The organism is Microvirga sp. GN3 (assembly GCF_055792825.1).
In genome coordinates this window covers 1-19,555 of the sequence record NZ_JBVVAK010000092.1, presented here as the reverse complement: position 1 = coordinate 19,555, position 19,555 = coordinate 1, and the positions used below count along the sequence as shown (strand labels likewise).

16 protein-coding genes and 2 pseudogenes are annotated in these 19,555 nt (G+C 60.1%); 8 read left to right on the top strand and 10 right to left on the bottom strand.

Annotated elements, in window-relative coordinates:
* The 10 genes from ACS5Q1_RS31560 to ACS5Q1_RS31515 all read right to left on the bottom strand — a co-directional run bounded on the left by ACS5Q1_RS31560 (position 1) and on the right by ACS5Q1_RS31515 (position 10,796).
* Positions 1–1,284, bottom strand: coding sequence for a cytochrome b (locus tag ACS5Q1_RS31560; RefSeq protein WP_473101914.1), 1,284 nt, complete (start codon positions 1,282–1,284; stop codon positions 1–3).
* A gap of 27 nt (positions 1,285–1,311) precedes the next feature.
* Positions 1,312–2,082: an SDR family oxidoreductase gene (locus ACS5Q1_RS31555; RefSeq protein WP_473101913.1), complete on the bottom strand. Its 771-nt coding sequence runs from the start codon at positions 2,080–2,082 to the stop codon at positions 1,312–1,314.
* 96 nt (positions 2,083–2,178) lie between these two features.
* The gene (locus ACS5Q1_RS31550; RefSeq protein WP_473101924.1) at positions 2,179–2,583 is read right to left on the bottom strand and encodes a cupin domain-containing protein; all 405 of its coding nucleotides are present in this window, start codon (positions 2,581–2,583) and stop codon (positions 2,179–2,181) included.
* A gap of 93 nt (positions 2,584–2,676) precedes the next feature.
* Positions 2,677–3,513: an alpha/beta fold hydrolase gene (locus tag ACS5Q1_RS31545; protein ID WP_473101912.1), complete on the bottom strand. Its 837-nt coding sequence runs from the start codon at positions 3,511–3,513 to the stop codon at positions 2,677–2,679.
* 86 nt (positions 3,514–3,599) lie between these two features.
* Positions 3,600–4,355 carry an SDR family oxidoreductase gene (locus tag ACS5Q1_RS31540; RefSeq protein ID WP_473101911.1) on the bottom strand — a complete coding sequence of 252 codons (756 nt, stop codon included), beginning with the start codon at positions 4,353–4,355 and terminating at the stop codon, positions 3,600–3,602.
* Between the two features lie 124 nt (positions 4,356–4,479).
* The gene (locus tag ACS5Q1_RS31535) at positions 4,480–5,436 is read right to left on the bottom strand and encodes an MBL fold metallo-hydrolase (protein ID WP_473101910.1); all 957 of its coding nucleotides are present in this window, start codon (positions 5,434–5,436) and stop codon (positions 4,480–4,482) included.
* Positions 5,437–5,613: 177 nt separating this feature from the next.
* The gene (locus ACS5Q1_RS31530; RefSeq protein WP_473101909.1) at positions 5,614–6,024 is read right to left on the bottom strand and encodes a response regulator transcription factor; all 411 of its coding nucleotides are present in this window, start codon (positions 6,022–6,024) and stop codon (positions 5,614–5,616) included.
* Positions 6,025–6,115: 91 nt separating this feature from the next.
* The gene (locus tag ACS5Q1_RS31525) at positions 6,116–6,760 is read right to left on the bottom strand and encodes a response regulator transcription factor (protein WP_473101908.1); all 645 of its coding nucleotides are present in this window, start codon (positions 6,758–6,760) and stop codon (positions 6,116–6,118) included.
* 67 nt (positions 6,761–6,827) lie between these two features.
* Positions 6,828–9,956 carry a PAS domain-containing protein gene (locus ACS5Q1_RS31520; protein WP_473101907.1) on the bottom strand — a complete coding sequence of 1,043 codons (3,129 nt, stop codon included), beginning with the start codon at positions 9,954–9,956 and terminating at the stop codon, positions 6,828–6,830.
* A gap of 207 nt (positions 9,957–10,163) precedes the next feature.
* Positions 10,164–10,796, bottom strand: a complete 633-nt coding sequence (locus tag ACS5Q1_RS31515; protein ID WP_473101906.1) for a TetR/AcrR family transcriptional regulator C-terminal domain-containing protein — start codon at positions 10,794–10,796, stop codon at positions 10,164–10,166.
* Positions 10,797–11,154: 358 nt separating this feature from the next.
* Between ACS5Q1_RS31515 and ACS5Q1_RS31510 the strand changes: the two genes are divergently transcribed.
* The 8 genes and pseudogenes from ACS5Q1_RS31510 to ACS5Q1_RS31475 all read left to right on the top strand — a co-directional run bounded on the left by ACS5Q1_RS31510 (position 11,155) and on the right by ACS5Q1_RS31475 (position 19,322).
* The gene (locus tag ACS5Q1_RS31510; protein ID WP_473101905.1) at positions 11,155–11,370 is read left to right on the top strand and encodes a hypothetical protein; all 216 of its coding nucleotides are present in this window, start codon (positions 11,155–11,157) and stop codon (positions 11,368–11,370) included.
* Positions 11,371–11,469: 99 nt separating this feature from the next.
* Complete coding sequence (locus tag ACS5Q1_RS31505) at positions 11,470–12,675, top strand: NAD(P)/FAD-dependent oxidoreductase (protein WP_473101904.1); 1,206 nt, start codon at positions 11,470–11,472, stop codon at positions 12,673–12,675.
* Between the two features lie 83 nt (positions 12,676–12,758).
* Positions 12,759–13,432 (top strand): annotated as a pseudogene (locus ACS5Q1_RS31500) (acetoacetate decarboxylase); the annotation flags it as partial.
* Between the two features lie 154 nt (positions 13,433–13,586).
* Positions 13,587–14,762, top strand: a pseudogene (locus tag ACS5Q1_RS31495) (DUF3734 domain-containing protein).
* 44 nt (positions 14,763–14,806) lie between these two features.
* Positions 14,807–15,589 carry a 3-hydroxybutyrate dehydrogenase gene (locus ACS5Q1_RS31490; protein WP_473101903.1) on the top strand — a complete coding sequence of 261 codons (783 nt, stop codon included), beginning with the start codon at positions 14,807–14,809 and terminating at the stop codon, positions 15,587–15,589.
* A 207-nt stretch (positions 15,590–15,796) separates the two neighbouring features.
* Positions 15,797–16,831, top strand: coding sequence for an HlyD family secretion protein (locus tag ACS5Q1_RS31485; protein WP_473101902.1), 1,035 nt, complete (start codon positions 15,797–15,799; stop codon positions 16,829–16,831).
* Positions 16,828–18,600, top strand: a complete 1,773-nt coding sequence (locus tag ACS5Q1_RS31480) for an MFS transporter (RefSeq protein ID WP_473101901.1) — start codon at positions 16,828–16,830, stop codon at positions 18,598–18,600. Before ACS5Q1_RS31485 ends, ACS5Q1_RS31480 begins: the two co-directional genes overlap by 4 nt.
* Positions 18,601–18,671: 71 nt before the next feature.
* Positions 18,672–19,322 carry a TetR/AcrR family transcriptional regulator gene (locus ACS5Q1_RS31475; protein ID WP_473101900.1) on the top strand — a complete coding sequence of 217 codons (651 nt, stop codon included), beginning with the start codon at positions 18,672–18,674 and terminating at the stop codon, positions 19,320–19,322.
* Positions 19,323–19,555 lie beyond the last annotated feature (233 nt).

Sequence of the window (19,555 nt, the reverse complement as noted above, 5' to 3'; positions counted from 1 at the left end):
TTACCCACCTATATGTTGTCGGATGCGTGTGACGGGCTCGTCGGATTCCGGATCAGCCATCTTGTGACCGGCCAGGACGGACTCATTGACCGAAAGGGGCAGCGGCAGCGGCTTTTCGAACAAACCGACCACTGGCAGGGCAACGAAGTACCCGAAGTATATGACCGTGAGGATTTGAGCCGCGATTACATAGCCGCCTTCTGCCGGCCTGCTGCCGAGATACCCAAGGCCGATGAAGGCCGCAACGAACATCCAAAGCAATGGCCGCGCGATCGGACGATACCGCATCGAGCGAACCTTGGAGGTATCGAGCCAAGGCAGGAACGCTACAAGAAGGATTGCCAAAAACATGGCGATGACGCCACCGAGCTTATCGGGAATGGCTCGCAGGATGGCGTAGAACGGCAGGAAGTACCATTCCGGCACGATATGAGACGGCGTTACAGACGGGTTGGCTGGGATGTAGTTGTCTGCATGACCGAGATAGTTCGGCATGTAGAACACCCAATAGGCGAAGAAGACGATGAAGGTGATGATTGAAAACAGATCCTTCACGGTCGCATGGGGTGTGAAGGGTACCGTATCCTTTTTGAAGTCCGTGATCTCCACACCCGTCGGATTGTTCTGTCCTACGTGATGGAGCGCCCAGACGTGAAGTGTGACGGTGCCGACAAGCATGAAGGGCAGCAGGTAGTGCAGGGAGAAGAAGCGGTTCAAGGTCGGGTTGCTCACCGAGTAGCCGCCCCAGAGGTAGCTCACGATGGTCTCGCCGACGAGCGGGATCGCCGAGAAAAGGTTCGTGATCACGGTAGCGCCCCAGAACGACATCTGTCCCCAAGGAAGGACATACCCCAGGAACGCGGTCGCCATCATGATCAGGAGGTTGATGATGCCTAAAACCCAAATGATCTCACGAGGTGCCTTGTAGGATCCGTAGTACAAGCCACGGAAGATGTGGACGTACACCGCGATGAAGAACATCGAGGCGCCATTGGCATGCAAGTACCGAATGAGCCATCCATAGTTGACGTCGCGCATGATCCGTTCGACTGACAAGAAGGCCAGATCAGAGTTCGGGACGTAGTGCATGGCGAGGAAGATGCCGGTGACGATCTGCGCCGCCAGCATGAACGTCAGTATCCCGCCAAAGGTCCAGAAATAATTCAAGTTCCGCGGGATCGGGTAAGACACCGCGGTTTCATGTGCAAAGCGGATGATGGGCAGCCTTGCCTCAATCCACCGTTCGATCCCGGTTTTCGGCACATAATTGCTGTGCTTGAACATGGCTCTCCCGCTTCCCTGTGTCGTGATCTAGAAGGCCACAGGTAAGGCGTCGGCTACATAGCGTCTGAGCCAATCTTCGAACCGTGTGGGGGCAAAGCGCGGATGATCCCCCGATACAAGGGTGTCGTTCTGCAGCACCGCTCCAAAGTACAATGCCCGGGGATCGGCGACGACCATTCGACTATCTTCGTTGGCGGTCAGGATCTGCTCGGCGATCTCATTGAGGCCAAACCTGTCGGGGCCGACAATCTCGATCTCGCGGTTCTGTGGTCGACCCATCGCCACTTCACGTAACGCTGCCACAACGTCATCGGCTGCGATGGGTTGAATAGGAGCCGGCGACAACCGAAGTACGTTGCCATCGGCCGCACTTTCGACAATGCCGGTGAGGAACTCAAAGAACGGCGTCGATCTTAGAATCGTATAGGGTATGCGCGAGCCACGGATCAGGTTCTCTTGGGCCATCTTCGCCCGGAAGTAGCCGCTCTCCGGCAGACGATCCGTCCCGACGACAGACAAGGCGACGTGATGCTGGATGCCAGCGGCCTCCTCGGCGGCCAGAAGGTTCCGGCCCGATGCAAGGAAGAATTCCAGCGCAACATCATCCTGAAACGTCGGTGAGTTCGTTACGTCGACGACAACCTGTGCGCCCTCCAAGGCTTCGGCCAGTCCTTCACGGGTGATTGTATTGACACCCGAAGACCGTGAGGCCACCACTACATTCTGGTTGTAGTCCTGAAGGTCTGTAACGAGTCTGGAACCGATGTGTCCGGTGCCACCTACTACGACAATTCTCATCGTTCTCTCCCAAACATGAACGATCTGGCGCGAAGGAAATTGCAATGGGCCACCGCAAACCGACGGCTCAATGTCGGTTCAATGTCGCGCCGCCCGTCACCTCTTATCCGGGATTGTCAGCTCGGTATCGACGTCATCCACGACGAAGACAGCAAGGATCTTTGCCGGCTGTGTCTGACTGGCATTGGCGCTGACACGATGATGATCCCCGGGCATCTCCGTCCAGTTCTGGCCGGTCTGATAGGTCACTTCAGGTCCTTCGTTGACCTGCATGCGAACTGACCCTTCAATTACGGTCGCGTAGATGATCGCGGATTTGGCGTGGGTGTGGGATGGTGAGTAGCCGCCGGGTCCGTATTCGACCGTAACACCCTTGATGCTCTTGCCTGGAACCCCTGGCAGAGCGTGCTGATAGACCAGTGTGACCTTTGAGTTCTTGGCGCCAGGGACTGCAAGACCTTTATTGGATGAGCCAGGCGTCTGAGCATTGGCAGTTGCCATGGTCAGCAACAATGCTACGGCTGCGACATTGATCATGACTTTCATTGGAAGTCCTCCGTTGAGACTGCCGCCACGATGTAGGGCGTAGGGCCTTCACGATTTCACGAAGCTAAGAAGATCCGGATTCACCACATCGGCATGTGTGGTGCACATGCCGTGCGGGAATTTCTCGTAGACCTTGAGTTTGCTGTTTTGGAGCAATTTGCTCGACAGCAGCGCGGAATCCGAGATGGGCACAATCTGATCGTCGTCGCCATGCATGACGAGCGTGGGAACAGTGATCGCCTTCAGGTCCTCAGTGAAATCGGTTTCGGAAAAGGCTTTGATGCCGTCGTAGTGAGCCTTGGCGCCGCCTGCCATGGCTTGGCGCCACCAGTTCTGGATGATCCCCTGGGATGGTGTGGCTCCAGGGCGGTTGTAGCCGTAGAAAGGCCCGCCCGCGAAATCGAGATAGAACTGCGAGCGATTTGCTGCAAGTTGGGCTCGCAAACCGTCGAACACCTCACGCGGCAGCCCTCCGGGATTAGCCGGGGCCTTGACCATGACCGGCGGCACAGCACCGATCAGCACGAGCTTGGCAACTCGATCTTGAGCCTGACCGTGGCGCGCCACATAGTGCGTCGCCTCCCCGCCTCCGGTCGAGTGACCGATATGAACAGCGTGTCTCAGGTTGAGATGCTCAACGACGGCGGCGACGTCAGCAGCATAGTGATCCATGTCATGGCCATCGCTGACCTGAGACGAGCGGCCATGGCCGCGTCGGTCGTGGGCAATGACACGATACCCCTTCCCCACGAAATAGAGCATCTGAGCATCCCAATCGTCGGAACTCAGCGGCCATCCATGATGGAAGACGATGGGCTGGGCGCTCTTAGGGCCCCAGTCCTTGTAGAAAATTTCGACCCCGTCCTTCGTGGTAACAGTGCTCATAGGTTATGCCTTTCGTCTTAATGCTGGCTGAGGCAGAGCCCCGAATTGAAAGGAGGACCGGACGACAGCGGTGTTCGTGTGGGTGCTCAGGCGGCCTTGGCGCTAGCCGCGAACCATTGGTCGAAATCGATCTTGCCGAGGCGTGGATTATCGTCCGAAACCAGCGTCGTCTCTTCGAGCTCGGCTCCGGAATAGGTAACACCCGCCGAGGCCTCGACAGCCCGAGGATCGCCCATTGCAGCCAGATACTCCGCAACCAGATCGCGGATATTGAACCGCTCCGGGCCGGCGATCTCGACCATTCCATTGCGAGGCGCGGCCAGTGCCACCTCCGCCATGACGTCGGCAACGTCTTCCGAGGAAATCGGCTGGATCAGCGCGGCGGGCACAATCACTTTATTGCCGCTCTCCCAGGCCTTGACCAAGAAGCCCAGCAATTCGAAGAACTGCGTCGAATGGACAATGGTGTAAGGAACACCAGAATTTTTAATCAGTGTCTCCTGTGCCAGCTTGGCTATGAAATAGCCGCTCGCCTGCAGACGCTCCGTTCCGACGACGGACAGGGCTATGTAATGCTTCACCCCGTTCGCCCTTGCGGCAGCGATGAGGTTGCTCGTCGACTTCTGAAAGAACTCGAGGACGGCAGCATCCTCCCAGGAGGGGGAGTTCGACAGGTCGACGATGACTTGGGCACCCTCCACCGTTTCCGCGACTCCTTCACCGGTTACGGAGTTAAAGCCGCTTTGCGGTGATGCGGCGACCACCTCGTGCCCGGCGCTGCGTAGTCTCGCGACTGTTTTCGATCCGATGAGGCCAGTTCCACCGTTGATGACGATCTTCATAACCGATCTCCTGTAGTAAAGCATTGATGATGAATTTGGCCCAATACAGCCCCGTTGAACTTGTCGGCCGGCTCCGCCCTAGATCTGCGACCCCTGCCCGAATGCACCCCAGCCCAAGAAGCGGTCAGTACTCCCAGGGGCCTGGTACGCATCGAAAGACGTCGCCGTCGACCGCCACATGGCAGACGGACGGGAACGACAGGTGAGTAGCGACGAGCGACTCGCGGTTTGCCGCCAGCTCCCGGAGAAGACGGACCCGGACACGGGCCGCCTCCTCTGGGTCGTGTTCGAAGCCGTTATGCCAGTCGGGGTGCTCGAACCCGACCTGGAACACGGCGTCGCCGGCGAACGTTAGCCGGTCGCCGCCGGACGCCAGGCGGACCACGCTGTGCCCGGGGGTGTGGCCGCCGGTGCGGGTGATCATCACCCCCGGAGCCACCTCGTACTCCTGCTCGAATGACCGCAACTGGCTGTCGTACTCGTGCAGGAACCGCGTGGCCGTCCTCCGAAGTGCGTCCGGGAACCCCGGCGGCATGGAGACGCGGGAAAAATCAGGCGCCTCCCAGAACTTGGCCTCGGCGCCCGCCAGGTGGATCCGCAGGTCCGGACGCAACCGGTCCCTCACTCCGTCGACGAGCAGACCGCCCACGTGGTCCATATGGAGGTGGGTCAGCACCACGTCGGTCACCGATGCGAGATCGAGGCCGGCCGCCTCCAGTCGCTGAACCAACCGCCCGGCCCGCGGCAGATCCGGAAACTCCATACCCATTCCGGCGTCGATGAGGATGGTCCGGCCGCCACTGCGTACCACGACGACGTTCAGTGCCCACTCGAGCACGTCCGGCGGCAGGAACCTGTCCTCAAGCCATGACGCTCGGACAGCGGGATCGATGTTGTGGCCCAACATTGCGCCTGGCAGCGATAGCACCCCATCGCTGATCACCATCACCTCAATTGTGCCGACCTTCAGTGCGTAGCGTGACGGAACCAGCTCAGACTCCGGCCTACCGTGAATATGTCTCGCGTTCACCTTGTCGGCGCAGTGCTTAACCGAGGGGTGTGAGATGTTGTGCAAGTTCATGTTGGTCTCCTGCTCACCGCCCCGATCACGCCTGTATTTATGAACGTCGCTGCAGGATGAATGCCGGGTGGCGATCCTTCCACTGATCGCATGGCATGGATGGCCACACAGAAAGTTTAGGATGCCTATACCGAGGTTTAGGTCCGTCCTCGGGGAGGAGTGGGACCTTGCCGTTTCCTAGCTGCCAGACGGCCCTTCCTCATAGTCGGGCGGGATCTCCCTACCGGGCAGTGCGGTTCTGAGGCTCTGAAGGAGGGCTTCGTCGGTGACCGGCTTGGTCAGATACGCGTGGGCACCGCTCGCCAGTGCCCGACTTCGGGTCAGTGGATCAGTCAGGGAGGTTACGACGATCACAGGCAGTGTTGAGCCGGCTGCCTTGAGGTGCTGCAGCAGGTCCAAGCCGCTCATGCCGGGCATTCGGATATCGGTGATGAGGCAGTCGAAGTGATCGGGTGTATTGGCTGCGAGGAAGGATTCGGCCCGGTCGAAGGCTTGACAGGAGTAACCCATAACCAGAAGGAGATCGGAGAGGGCATCACGGATGGCCTCCTCGTCATCCACGACCGCGATGACTGGCGGATTGAACAAGCGGGTGACCTTTACTACTACAGCCGGTGAAACCGACTTCCCAAAGCTGCGCTCAAACACGCGGCTTGGTAACCATACCAAGGTCTAGGATTCAGGACTTATCGCGAAGGTCAGCGGGTAGGGTCTCCCAAGCGCGGATCAACTCGCCAACGGAGGCTGCCTTCATCTTACGCATGACATTGCCGCGATGAAGCTTGACCGTGATCTCCTTGATTCCGAGATCGAAGGCGATCTGCTTGTTCAGCCGGCCCCGCGCCACCTCCCGCATCACCTCCCGCTCCCGGTGCGTCAGAGTAGCAAAAAGATCGAAGTGTTGCTTGGCGCGACGGGTAGCCGCCCTCTGCTGTACGTCTTTCTCGATCGCAACAGTGATGGCGTCAAGCAGGGTCTGGTCCCGGAACGGCTTTGTGAGGAAATCGACGGCTCCGGCTTTCATAGCCTGAACCGTCATCGGGATATCGCCATGGCCGGTGAGGAAAATGATGGGCTTCAGGTTGCCCTTTGCGGCCAGTTGGTGCTGAAGATCGAGACCACTTGCCCCGGGCATGCGGACGTCGAGCACCAGGCAGCCGGGGCGGTCGGGAAGCTCGGATTCCAGCAATTGGCGAGGTGACGCGAAACACATGGCATCGAGGCCGACGGATAGCATGAGCTCCTGAAGCCCAGTCCGGACCTCCTCGTCGTCGTCAACGATGAGAACCAGCGGGCGATCGGCTTTGATGTCGGGCGTGCTCATAGAAAGTCCTCCGAGTTCCACGAGGAACGGCACCGAGAGCCGAAGAATTTTTTCGGCTGTCCCGGCATCATGATGCCATCTTCACTTCAATCGGCAGCGTGAAGGTGAACGTCGCCCCCTGTGACTCGTTGTTCTCGGCCCACAACCGCCCGCCATGAGACTCGACAATTGATCGGCAGATTGCCAACCCCATGCCCATGCCATGTTCCTTTGTGGTGAAGAACGGCTCGAATATTCTCTCTGGGAACTCAATTCCTCGGCCGTGGTCACTGATATCGATTTGGACTGTATCTCCCGGACGGTGCACGCGGACTCCGAGAACTCTGTTCTCCGTGACAGAGTCCATTGCATCCATACCGTTGCGGATGAGATTAACGAGAACCTGCTGGACCTGGACGCGGTCGAGCGCGATCGGTGGGAGATTATTCTCCACCTCAACCTTCATGCGGATGCGGCGCCGCGCTGCCTCTTCGGCCATGAGGGTCTGGGCATCACCGATGATGCTTTCGAGCGTCGTGTTCGTCCTTGCCTCCACCGAGTGCTTGAACAAGGCACGGATGTGGCTCACGACGTCACCCGCGGAATTTGCATTATGAATGATGCGTTCCACCGTTTTCTGAGCGCGCTCGAGATTGGGAGGTGTGGCTGCGAGCCAGCGTTGGCATGCATTGGAATTGGCGATGATCGCGGCCAAGGGTTGGTTCACTTCATGAGCGATGGCGGCTGACAGCTCGGCAAGGCTCGCGGCCTGACTCGCCCTTGTAAGGCGCTCTCTCGCCAGATGCAGCTCCTCTTCAACGCGGACCTGTTCATCAATGTCATGTGAGAGGCCAAACCACTGGACGATGCGTCCACTGTCATCCCTGAGCGGCTCGGCACGGCCGGACATCCAGTGGTAAGTCCCGTCTCTATGACGCATGCGATAGGTCAGGGAGAAACTCTCACCAGTCGTGAGGGAGTGGCCGAGCGCTTCCTCTAACCTGGCGGCGTCGTCGGGATGGAACAGGGTCGCTATCGCTGTCGCCAGCCGATCCATGCCCGGTCTGTCGAAGTCGCCCACGTCCAGGCCGCAGAACTCGATCAGACGCTTGCTGAAGAAGGTTGGTTCACCCTTGGGAGACAATCGCCAGAGCAGGCTCGGAACCATATCAACGAGCTGTGAGAGTTCTCTCTCCCGATTACGCAACGCCTCCTGAGCCCCCATCTCATCGTCGATGTCAATGGAGATCACGTACCATTGTAGAATTGTCCCGTTTTGGTCCCGGATCGGCTCGCCGCGGCCATCAACCCAGCGATACGCCCCGTCGGCACGGCGCATGCGGTACTTCATGGAGAAGGGCTCGCCGGTGGAAAAGGAATGGCGGGCCGTCGCCAGCAGGAGGTCAGCATCGTCGGGGTGGACAAGGGTCTGAATGGCCGCCGCCAGTCGGCTCATACCCGGCTTGTCCAATTCGGCTAAGTCCCCCAGACCGAAGAAGTCGATCAAGCGCTTGTTAAAAAAGATCGGCTCGCCTTTGGGCGTCATGCGCCTGATGTGAACCGGCACCATGTTCACGAGCTGGGACAGTTCCTGTTCCCGGTCGCGCAAGGCCTCCTGCGCTGTTACCATATCGTCAATGTCGACGCTCACGCCGTACCATTGGAGGATCTTGCCAGAGGCGTCGCGCAAGGGCTCCGCCCGGCTCTCAACCCACCGATGAGAACCGTTTGCCCGTCGCTGGCGATACCTTACTGTAATCGGTGCGCCTGTCGGGATCGCCCGCGCGAACACCTGATCGACCATGGCCCGGTCATCGGGATGGATGACCGTCAGGTTGCGCGATCCGTCAGGTGCGATCATGTCTTTCAGAGTGACGCCGGTGACATCCGCAACCCGCTTGTTGAGGTAGCACGGTATGCCCTCTGGCGTCATACACCAGATGAGAGTTGGCACAGCGTCGATCATCTGCTGAAGCTGCTGTTCGCTCCGCCGGAGTGCCTCCTGCGTGCGCACCTCATCATCGACATCGAGAGAGGCTCCGTACCATTGCACAATCGCCCCGTCCTGATTACGACAAGGCGCCACCCGGCACTCCGCCCACCGATAAAGCCCATCTATCTCCCGCCAACGAAACCGCATCACGCATCCCTGACCGGTTTCGAAACAATTCCACAGCCTGCGCTGCACGTCGGAGACGTCTTCGGGATGGAGTAGCTCTTGCAGGAATGTTTCGATATGCGGCTCTCCAAAATCGTCGAAGTTCGCAATAACGGAGCGGAAATGGTCGCGGTACGGCTTGTTGAAGTGGACGATCTCGCCCGTGGGCGTTGCGCTCCAGATGCGGACCGGCACAGCATCGATCATCTGCTGAAGCTGGTGCTCGCTTTGCCGCACGGCCTCTTCAGCGTGGACCTGATCGTCGATGTCGTGACAGAGGCCGTACCATTGGACGATGTTTCCATCCGGGTCTCGTAACGGCTCGGCCCGACTTGACATCCAGTGATATATGCCGTCGGCACGACGCAGGCGATACCGTAACCCGAAGCTCTCGCCGGTGACGAGGCACTGGTGGAGGGTATCTCGAAAAGCCTCTGCGTCGTCCGGATGGACGGTCTCTATCATCGCCTCCAGTTGGCTCATACCTGGCTTGTTCGTATCTTTTACGTCCAGGCCGAGATAATCCACCATACGCTTGTTGAAGAACGTTGGTTCACCATCGGGTGTCAGGCGCCAGACATGGCTCGGAACGATGTTCACGAGCTGGGACAGCTCCTGTTCCCGGTCGCGCAACGCGGCCTCGGCCCGCTTTTGATCCTCAATGTCGATTGTAGTGCCGTACCATTGGGTAATACGCCCCTGGCTGTCCCTCGAAGGTCGGCCCGAGTTTCGAAACCAGCGATAGTGGCCATCGGCACGCCTGAGACGATGCTCCGTATCGTAGTGATCACCGGTTTTGAGGCAATGCTGCCATCGGGCGGCAATACGATCATAGTCGTCGGGATGGACGACGCGGCGCCATCCGAACTCATCGTCTTCGTCGGAAACGTTGAGCTCTTCTGACGCACCGCCGAGGAACGCCAGGGTACTTGGGCTAACGTAGGTGAACCTACCGGCGGGGTCAGCCGACCACGCGAAGCCGGGCATGCTCTCGAGAATTTGCTGGGCACGTGTGTCGTCGGAGGCGGTATCGGTCAGTGAATGGGACGCTCTCGTCATCGGCTGCTCCTGCCGGACAAGGAAGGCCAGGGCGCTATTAGGGCCAAATATTGCACTTGATCTCGCTCTGCGGTTGGCGAGCTGAAGTATCCGCCGGATGTAGCAATACGACTACTCAAATTATCGGGCGGCACTATGCGTTTGTCGCATGACGCGGGGTTTGTGTCGCTCATGTATGAGTTGTTAGCATAGGCATTAGGGGCAAGTTTATTTGCTGGGGCTGGATCGAACGCCATTCAGAAAGAGCTCAACCGCGGAGGCAACTGCCGCCCGCATTTCTTTGCCTGACGGCGGCTGACGAAGGCCGAGAATGACCTGCAGATGAAGGTTGTCACGGATCATGCCGACAAAATGCCCGGCTAAGCGCTGGCAATCGTTAGCCTGGATGTCCCCTCGCTTCTTGGCAATTTCCAGCACCTCGGCGAGTTGGGAGGTGGCTCGACCAGGTCCCTGCTCATAAAACGATTTCACAAGATCAGGAAAGCGATTGGCCTCGGTAACAGCCATTCGATAGATACCGATCAAGGTTGGCGACATGTATCCGCTCATGAGATGCTGCCCGAAGGCTGTCAGCGTCTCTCGCAAATCACGACCCTGGATCTCTTCAATCGCCAAGGTTGATAGCACCTTATCGGCGTTTTCGGTAACGATGGCCGCGAACAGGCCCTCCTTGTTGCCGAACTCATTGTAGATGTTGCGCTTCGAGCCGCCGGCGCGTTCGATAATCGCATCGATGCTTGTCGCCGCGTAGCCTTGTTCAAAGAAGACCTCGGCAGCCGCTTGGAGAAGGGCTTCCCGGCGGCTGCTTGGCCGTGCTGACTTTGCTGCTACCACAGGCATCGAACCTCCTATCACAATCTATGCCCTTGACTGGTAACGCTCGTTACCCTATGTGTCAATGGTAATGATCATTACCGAACCTTATAACGCAACTCAACAGCGCTCCTTACGCCACCTGTTCCGGCTCAGATCGAAAGAGCTGGTCCAAGCGTAACCCCTATTGGAGCGCGCTTGGCAGAGCGTCCGCGTCAACCTCGCGGGAAAGGCTCTGCTACCGGAGACTAATGATGAATTGCTTGAATCCCACGCCCATAGAGGTGTCTTGGGCAGGGCTGAATGCTGACGCGATCGAGCAACGGATCATCCGCGCGTATGTGCAGCTCACCTGCCGTCCCCCGCGAGAGAGGAGATCCACTCGATGATCGTGGTTCGCCTGCCTCAGCTGAACGTGCGGCTGACCGAGGCTTCGCCCGAGATTCTGGGCGTGCCACTGTTCTGGCTGGAGGCGTATTCCGATGGCAGCCTCTCCGTAATCGACAGCTATGGATTCTCGGACCTCGACGAGGACGAACTGGCTAAGGCAGTCGAGATGATCATGAGCGCAGGAGATCGGGCGCACGATCGTCATCATTAATCGCCGGCCTTTTCAATCGAAGACAGACGCCGCCGCAGCGAGCAGCCGCGGCAGTCCCTGACATACGTCTGGAAAATTCAAACAACAGGATTCAATCACATGCGACTTGTCATTATCGGCGCCGGCTTTGCCGGCATGTACGCCGCCTTGTCCGCTGCCCGCCTACGCGACCTTCAAGGTGTTTCCCCCGCGGAACTTGAGATCGCCCTGGTGGCACCCGAGCCGACCTTGGTGGTTCGGCCGCGGCTCTACGAACCGAGGCCCGAAACCCTCACAGCCCCTCTTCAGGAGGTCCTCAGGGCCATCGACGTTGTCTACGTGCAAGGTAGCATTGAGACCGTCGATACCGCATCTCGGGTGGTGGAAGGCGTGACAACCAACGGCATGCACGGGAGCCTTTCTTTTGATCGGCTCGTCATAGCCACTGGCTCTCGGCTGTTCCATCCAGACATTCCTGGCCTCGACGAGCATGCCTTCAGCGTCGACCAACTCGATGACGCGATCGCCCTCGATCGGCACCTGCACAATCTGGCGGATCGTCCGGCATCGAGCGGGCGCGATACGGTCGTCGTCGCCGGCGGCGGGTTCACCGGCATCGAGGCGGCAACGGAAATGCCGTCCCGGCTTCGTGCAATCCTCGGCGAGAATGCCAGGTCCCGCGTGATCATCGTCGAGCGGAGTGACGCCATCGCTCCCGATATGGGCCCAGGTCCCCGCCCTATTATTGAGGCCGCCCTGCAGGAACTCGGCATCGAGGTGCGGCTCGGCGTCGCCGTCGCAGCCTTGGATGAATCCGGCGTCACGCTCTCTGACCGTGAGCACATCGAGAGCGCAACCGTGATCTGGGCTGCCGGCATGCGTGCTGCACCATTGACCACGCAGATTGCGGCAGAGCGGGACAATCTCGGACGCCTGCTTGTCGACCGCGATTTGCGCATACCATCAGAGCCAAGTGTCTTTGCCACTGGCGACGCGGCCCGGGCCGCATGCGACGATCTCGGCAACTACGCCCTGATGTCGTGTCAGCACGCCACGCGGATGGGCGCTTTTGCGGGCCACAATGCCGCGGCTGACCTGTTGGGTGTTCCGACCAAAGCTTATCACCAGAGGGCCTATGCCACCTGTCTCGACCTGGGCGAAGCCGGGGCGGTCTTCACCCGCGGCTGGGACCGGAAGGTGATGTCGGTCGGAGCGGAGGCCAAGAAGACCAAGCAGGAAATCAACACGGTGTGGATTTATCCGCCGCCCGCCGATCGTGCCGCTGCGCTCGCGTCAGCCGATCCGGAGCGTGTCACTGATCTCTAAGATCTCTAAGTACTCCTTGCTGAGGCCGCGCCTTGTCTCAGAGCGCGGCCCGCTTCCTTACGACCAACCTGGAATAATCGACGATGGACCAACGCACTGTGCGCGGGACGGCGTTTGCCATGCCGCTGACGAACCCTGCTTTTCCGCCAGGCCCCTATCGCTTCATCAACCGCGAGTACTTCATCATCCAGTACCGGACGGATCCCGAAGTCTTACGCCGGCTGGTACCGGAACCGCTCGAGCTTGCCGAGCCGGTGGTGAACTACGAGTTCATTCGCATGCCGGATTCGACCGGGTTTGGCGACTACACTGAAAGCGGCCAGGTGATTCCGGTCTCCTTTCAGGGTAAGGCGGGTAGTTACACCCATCAGATGTTCCTCAACGATCATCCCCCGATCGCCGGGGGCGCGAGTTGTGGGGCTTTCCCAAGAAACTGGCCCAGCCAACCCTGGCGGTCGAGACCGACACACTGGTCGGCACCTTGAACTACGGCTCGGTTCGGGTCGCGACCGGCACCATGGGCTACAAGCACCGCGCCCTCGATGCCACGCTCGAAGCCAGGAAACTCGCCGCACCCAATTTCCTGATCAAGGTCATCCCGCACGTGGACGGCACGGCGCGGATCTGCGAACTGGTGCGCTTTCACCTCGAGGATATCACGGTGAAGGGCGCCTGGACTGGTCCGGCGGCGCTCGACCTGTTCTCGCATGCCCTGGCGCCCGTCGCCGAGCTGCCTGTCCTTCAGGTGCTTTCGGCGAAGCACATTGTTGCCGACCTGACCCTCGGGCTTGGCACGGTGGTGCACGACTACCGAGCCCAAGGCAGGGCAGTACAAAAACGCGGGTCCGAGATCCTGGCCGAAGCCACTGCAGGATGACTTCGAAACAACTGCAACTCACGGAGTTCAATGAATGCTGAACGTGGATCCAAAGCAGATTATTCCTGCGCCACAGCAGTTAAATTCCCTGCCATACGAGGTCGTGGCCTTGGTGTTGCAGGGTGGCGGGGCACTCGGCGCCTACCAGGCTGGGGTCTATGAGGGCCTGCACGAGGCCGGCATTCGGCCGAACTGGGTGGCGGGTATTTCGATCGGAGCCCTGAACGCAGCTATCATCGCCGGTTCGCCCGAACCTGAGCGCGTTGCTCGACTACGTGAATTCTGGGAAACCATCTGTGCCGCTCCGGTGGAATGGCCTGCCGGTGAGGGGCTCGGCGACGCCCTTCCCTATGCATTTGACCTACGCTCGATGCACAACGCTGCGGCGGCGATGCGAGCGCTTCTGCAAGGCCAGCCCGGCTTCTTTAAGCCGCGCTTTCCGCTACCGTTCTGGTCGCCCTTCACGGACGATGCTGCGACGAGCTTCTAGGATACGTCTCCGCTGCACAAGACGTTGGAGCGGCTTGTGGACTTCGATCGGCTCAATTCCGGCGAGGTTCGCGTCAGCGTCGGTGCTGTGAACGTCAGTACTGGTAATCTCACCTATTTCGATACGGCAGAACAGCCTTTGAGGGCGAAGCACTTTATGGCTTCCGGCGCCTTGCCGCCCGGCTTCCCAGCCATCGAAATCGACGGCGAACACTACTGGGATGGCGGCGTGGTTTGGAACACGCCTCTTTCCCACATCCTGGCCAGCGAGCAGCGGCGTGAGACGCTGACCTTCCAGGTCGACCTCTGGTCGGTCAGGGGCCGTATTCCCAACGACATGATGGAGGTGTCGAGCCGGCACAAGGACATCCAGTATTCGAGCCGAACGCGTGCCGTCACCGACCAGGTGAAGCGGATGCAAAAAATGCGCAAGGCTTTGCAGCGAACGATTGAGAAGTTGCCGGAGAGCGCAAAGGACGATCCAGAGATCAGCGCTATCATGGAAATGGCCCAGCACTGTTCCTACAACATCATCCACCTGATCTACCAGTCCAAGATCTATGAGGGCCACTCCAAGGATTACGAATTCGGGCTGAGCGCGATGCGCAGTCATTGGCAGAGCGGACTGGAGGACATCCGCCGCACACTGGCTGATCCGCGGCGCCTGGGTCCGCCGCCCGAGCTCGGCATCGTCACACATGACGTACATCGCGGCGACTGAGCAGCGGCGTATTCAATTCATCAGGACCTTGAAAGGATTGTCCCATGTTGAAGGGGAAGGTAGCTATCATCACTGGCTCGACCAGCGGAATTGGGCTGGGGATTGCCAACGAATTAGCCCGACAGGGCGCAGATGTTGTCTTGAATGGCCTTGGCGATGCCGGCGAGATCGAAGCGACTCGCAGTGGCCTCGAACGCAACCACCGTGTACGCGCGGTCTACAACAAAGCTGACATGTCGGACGGAGAAGCCGTGCGTGGTTTGATCGCCACCACGGTCGAGACGTTCGGGCGCCTGGACATCTTGGTGAACAATGCCGGCATCCAGTTCACCGCGCCTGTGGAGGAATTCTCGCCCGCCAAGTGGGATGCCATTCTGGCGATCAATCTATCGGCGGCATTCCACGGCATTGCAGCCGCTGTGCCCCTGATGAGGAAGCAGGGTTGGGGGCGGATCGTCAACATCGCCTCCGCTCACGGCCTCGTCGGTTCACCCCATAAGGCCGCCTACGTGGCAGCCAAGCATGGGCTGGTCGGCCTGACAAAGGTGGTTGGCCTTGAGACCGCAGGGAGCGGCGTGACGTGCAATGCGATCTGCCCCGGCTGGGTGCTAACGCCGCTAGTCGAAAAGCAGATCAGCGATATCGCCGCAGAGAGGCATATCACCGAGAAGGAGGCGACAAAGGATCTATTGGCGGAAAAGCAGCCGTCCCTGGACTTTATCTCTCCCACGCAACTCGGCGGCACCGTGGCCTTCCTGTGCTCGCCCGCAGCAGACCAGATTACGGGCACGGCGATCTCCGTCGATGGCGGTTGGACCGCACACTAATGGGCCGGCTAAGGACCCTAGCGGACGCGAGGCACCTAGACCTCGGTATAGTCGTCGTAGACCTATCGCGTGGGCGTCCACGCCACTGGATCAATGGTGCGACCTCTATGGGACAGGCATGCTTCTGGATCACGCGGTAAGCTCCTCTTGACTGGTAACCAGCATTACCGTATAGGACGGTGGTAATATACATTACCGGAGGGTGCCATGGCGCAACTCAGCAAGAAGAAGCGGATCGGCATCCTGTTGTGCCTCGGTGCCGGTGTCGTCTCAGCTGCGGGTTGGGCTTGGGCCCGCTCAAGTGACGAGACCTCGACCGACAACGCCTATATCCGCGGCGACGTGACCTCCCTCGCGCCAAAGGTGGCAGGCTACGTCACCACGGTCGAGGTTGAGGACAACCAAACCGTCCGGGCGGGTGACGTGTTGTTTCGGATCGATGATCGGGACTACCGCGCCCGGCTTGCCCAAGCTGTGGCCAACATCGAAGCGGCCCAGGCTCGCCTGACCAATGTCGATGCCGAGACCGAACTCCAGCATGCGCTCATCCGGCAGGCCGAGGCCCAGAAGCATTCGGCCGTCGCCGAGCTGAATCGCGCGACCAAGGCCTCGGACCGCCACCGCCAGTTGATCCGCAGCAATGCCGTCAGTCAGGCCCAGATCGATGAGAGCGATGCGGCGCGATCGCGGGCCGAGGCAGGCGTATCGGCTGCGGCGGCCACGGTCGAGGCTCAGCAGCGGCGCATTGCTGTCCTTGTGACCCAGCGCGAAGCTGCCGTGGCCGCCGTGGCGCAGGCCCAAGCCGCCCGCGATCTCGCCCAGATCGATCTCGACAACACCGTGGTTCGGGCGCCGGTCGACGGCGTGGTCGGCAACCGCCAGGTCCGAGTCGGCCGGCTTGTCGCCCCAGGCGCCTCCCTGCTCGATATCGTGCCGGTCGCCGACGTGTGGATCGTGGCGAACTTCAAGGAAACCCAGCTCGAACATATCCGGCCCGGCCAGCACGCCCGGATCTCAGTCGATGGCTATCCAAACGAGGTGCTGGAAGGCGTGGTGGACAGCTTTGCGCCGGGCAGCGGCTCCGCCTTCAGCTTGCTTCCTGCGGACAACGCCACCGGGAACTTCGTTCGCGTCGTCCAGCGCGTCCCGGTCAAGATCCGGTTCGCCAACAACCCGTTGCCCGGCCGCCTCGTGCCCGGCCTGTCGGCGCGGGTCGAGATCACCGAAGGAAGCGGCTCATGACCACCGCGGTTGTCGCCCTGCCGAGCCGCGACAAGCCTGCGGCAGGAGCCCTTCTTGTCACAGGGATCGTGCTGGCGGCGCTGACGGAGGCGATCGCCAGCACTGTCCTGTCGCTCGGGCGCGCCGACATCATCGGTGATACCTATGCCACGCCGGATGAGTTCGCCTGGCTCGATGTTGGCTACACCGCTTTCAAGATGGTCGGGTTCATCTGCGCTCCCTGGCTGATTACCCGGATCAATCTACGCAGCCTGATCATCATGGCGACACTCGTGATGGGCACGGCCTGTGGCCTGGCTGCCTTGACGGCTCGGTTGGACCTGCTGATCGCCCTTCGCGTCTTCCAGGGTCTTTCTGGCGGTATCCTCCTGGTTGCCGGCCAGGCGATCATCTTTCTCGCCTATCCGCGAACCTATCAGCCGATCCTCCAAGCTCTGTTTGCGATGGGGTCGGTCGTTGCGCCCGCGACAATCGCCCCTGCCCTTCAGGGTTGGTTGCTCGATAGCCACTCCTGGACCTGGATCTTCTTCAGTGTGGTTCCGGTAGCCATGGGGTCTGTCGGCCTCCTGTTGATGGTCGATGGTCCAGATCCCGTCAAGGCCACGCCTCGTCCGTTCGATTGGATCGGCTTCTCGCTGATCTCCACCACCCTGTTGTGCTTCACCTACGTACTCAGCCAGGGCAGCCGGTGGGACTGGTTCGAGGAGTCTCGCATCCTGTGGCTGACCGTGATTGGCACAGCCGCCCTGCTGGCCTTTCTCAGCCAACAGGTGATGGCCAAAGGACAGGGTCTGCTCGATTTTACCGCATTCCGATCAGACGACTTTACCTTTGCCTTCATTGTCAGCTTTGTTGCCGGCGCCGCATTGTTCGGAAGCGCGTTCCTGATCCCGGCCTTTGCCGTCTCCGCCCTCGCGTTCACGCCGACAGACGCCGGCCTCCTGTTGTTACCCAGTGGCGCCTTGTTCGTAGGCGCCCTCCTGATTGCCGCCTTCCTCTTTCAGGTGCGCCGTGTTGCTCCGTTCGCCACAGTGCCGTTCGGCATTCTGATGATCATGGTGGCGATGTGGATGCTGTCCGGCTCGACCAGTCAAAGCGGCGCGGACGACATGATGGGCGCCATCCTGCTGCGCGGTCTGGGCCTCGGCTTCCTGTTCTTGTCGATTACCCTGATCGCCTTCAGCACTCTCACCAGCGCCAATCTTGCCTCTGGCATCGGTCTCTTCAATACGGGCCGTCAGCTTGGCGGTCTTATGGGCGTTGCCGGGCTCCAGACCCTGATCGAGCATAACGTCGCGGGCAACCTCGCGGTGCTCGGCTCCCACGTCGCAGCCGGCGTTCCGGCGATCAGTGAGCGGTTAACGGCAACGACGGCCATGCTGGTGGCAAAGGGAATGGACGCCGCGGCGGCCGGCCGCGCTGCCATGAGCCTCCTGGGGCGGGTCGTTGCAGGTCAGTCGACCGTGATTGCCTTCGATACGGCGTTCAATGCGGTCGCTATACTCTTTCTCATCGCCGCGCCCGTGCTGGTCACCATCAAGATCGGCCTCGCCCGATATGCGAAGGCGCAGGCTGCGAAGTCGCCGGGGACGGTTGGGGCCCAACCTCGGTCCCAGGTGAAGCCGAAGCTCGAAGAGAACCCACGTCAGGTGGTTCCGCTATACAGTGAAGCGCGCTTAAACCTCGCCGATCGTCCAGTCCAACAGCGATATTCCGACAGCGGGATGCTCAGCCTGCAGTCCTGTGCCCCCTGCACGCAGACTCGATGAGCATCCCGCCGGGCCCTGGCATTGCTGTCAGGGCCCACCCCTGACCACGGTACAGGCATCGAGGATCTACCATGCACGGAACGGTGTCTCCCGCGGGCGATAAACGAGACTCTGATTTTCGAAGTATCCCGAAGAATCGTCAGATCCTGAACGGTGCCAGAGAGATCTTTCGCCTGAACGGCTATGCGGAGGCCACCATGGAGGAGATCGCAATGAAGGCCAAGGTCTCCAAGGGTACGCTTTACAATTACTTCGACAGCAAGGACGATCTGTTCAGGACTCTAATCCATTCTGAGGCCGGACGAATTGCAGAGGAACTGCCAACGCCTGATCTGGAGGATCCGAGCCCAGCCTCGGCTCTGAGGCAGACGGGGCTTGCAATTCTTAAGGTGATGGAGGCCCCAGCGACGGTGGCGACGCTGCGTCTCATCGTCGGCTCGCTTGGCCGTTTCCCCCGCCTGGGAGAAGAGTTCCTTACGCGCAGCCTTGGTCCGACGGTCGAGCAGATCGCGATATACCTCACCATTCATAAGGCCGCCGGTGGCATCCATATCCACGATAAACATGCAGCGGCGGAGCGGTTTACGAGGTGGTGCCTGGCGCATGTGATGGAGCGCGTTCTCATGCCTGACCAGCCCCAGCAAACGGCGGAGAGCTGCTCCGCGTGGGTGGAGTGGATGTTGTCTCCAGCCGTCTCCCCGTGGGTGCAAAGACATGAATGATCTCCCGTCATCGCCTCCTCATCGCCACCTGGTCAGTTTTCGGCAGAAACCTCTCCGTCGTGTTCTTCTGCTCCTCAGGCATCGGGACATTGGACTGCCCGTTCACTCCCGGTAGAGTCCGCGCTAGTGGTGGAAATTTGCTGACGCGCCGGGTGTTGGGATGAGGTGGTCATTGGGCGGACCGGCTATGGTGGAGTTGCTCGACTGCACCCCAGCTGAAGGAACCCCAATGA